8 tRNA genes are annotated in these 1,103 nt (G+C 42.0%); all 8 read left to right on the top strand.

The features are described from left to right. Positions 1-124: 124 nt before the first annotated feature. The 8 genes from NQK76_RS02465 (at position 125) to NQK76_RS02500 (ending at position 918) form a co-directional block, all read left to right on the top strand. A tRNA-Thr gene (locus NQK76_RS02465) sits at positions 125-200 on the top strand. Between the two features lie 7 nt (positions 201-207). Beyond that, positions 208-283, top strand: a tRNA-Lys gene (locus NQK76_RS02470). A gap of 48 nt (positions 284-331) precedes the next feature. Then, positions 332-417: transfer RNA gene (locus NQK76_RS02475), tRNA-Leu, on the top strand. A gap of 7 nt (positions 418-424) precedes the next feature. Next, positions 425-500: transfer RNA gene (locus tag NQK76_RS02480), tRNA-Ala, on the top strand. A 39-nt stretch (positions 501-539) separates the two neighbouring features. Next, positions 540-616, top strand: a tRNA-Met gene (locus NQK76_RS02485). Between the two features lie 29 nt (positions 617-645). Then, a tRNA-Ile gene (locus NQK76_RS02490) sits at positions 646-722 on the top strand. A 13-nt stretch (positions 723-735) separates the two neighbouring features. Continuing rightward, a tRNA-Ser gene (locus NQK76_RS02495) sits at positions 736-826 on the top strand. A gap of 15 nt (positions 827-841) precedes the next feature. Beyond that, positions 842-918: transfer RNA gene (locus NQK76_RS02500), tRNA-Met, on the top strand. Positions 919-1,103 lie beyond the last annotated feature (185 nt).

Consider the following 1,103-nt stretch of genomic DNA (forward strand, 5'->3'; position numbering starts at 1 on the left):
CCTTACAAGCAGAAGGTCGGGGGTTCGATCCCCTCATTCTCTACCAAAACCGGAAACTTAAGAAGTAAATTTTTAAGATTTTTAGGTAATTATAAGTTTTTAGGTAATTATAAGTGTTATTTAAGCCAAAATAGCTCAATTGGTAGAGCAACTGACTTGTAATCAGTAGGTTGCGGGTTCGATTCCTGCTTTTGGCACCAAAGAAATGTCCCGTTAGCTCAGTTGGTAGAGCACTTGACTTTTAATCAAGGTGTCAAAGGTTCGAATCCTTTACGGGACACCACTTTGTAATTGTTTAATTATTTGAAATTATAAAAATATATTTTTAAGGGCCTGAATGGTGGAATAGGTAGACACGTGGGACTTAAAATCCCATGACTTTACGTCGTGCCGGTTCAAGTCCGGCTTCAGGTACCATAAAAAAGGGGTTTTAGCTCAGTTGGTAGAGCGCCTGTTTTGCACACAGGAGGTCAGCGGTTCGAATCCGCTAAGCTCCACCAAAAATTTTATAAAAATGTATTGTAAATGATATTTTTAAAGGCGGTATAGCTCAGTTGGCTAGAGCACTCGGTTCATACCCGTGAGGTCATGGGTTCAAATCCCTTTACCGCTACCATTAAAGTTAATATTTAATGATACGTGTATGGACCTGTAGCTCAGCTGGTCAGAGCCACCGGCTCATAACCGGTTGGTCGTAGGTTCGAATCCTACCGGGTCCACCAGTTTATATATTACGGAGGAATACCCAAGTCCGGTTGAAGGGGCCAGTCTTGAAAACTGGAAGGTCTACAAAGACGCGGGGGTTCGAATCCCTCTTCCTCCGCCACAATTGATTAAAGATCGCGGGATAGAGCAGTTTGGTAGCTCGTCGGGCTCATAATCCGAAGGTCGTAGGTTCGAATCCTACTCCCGCAACCAAATAATACGGTCCGATGGTGTAGTGGTTAACATGCTTGCCTGTCACGCAGGAGATCGCGGGTGGACGAAAAAGATGCCTTATATTTAGTGATTTAACCAATCACCTACTGCATGATAATCAGTAGCAGTATATAGTCGGTTATTATAACGAAAGAAATAATAATTATAGTAGATTATAAAAACAA

Origin of the sequence: Candidatus Phytoplasma australasiaticum subsp. ipomoeae, assembly GCF_024425275.1 — a bacterium.
Lineage (GTDB): Bacteria > Bacillota_I > Bacilli_A > Acholeplasmatales > Acholeplasmataceae > Phytoplasma > Phytoplasma australasiaticum.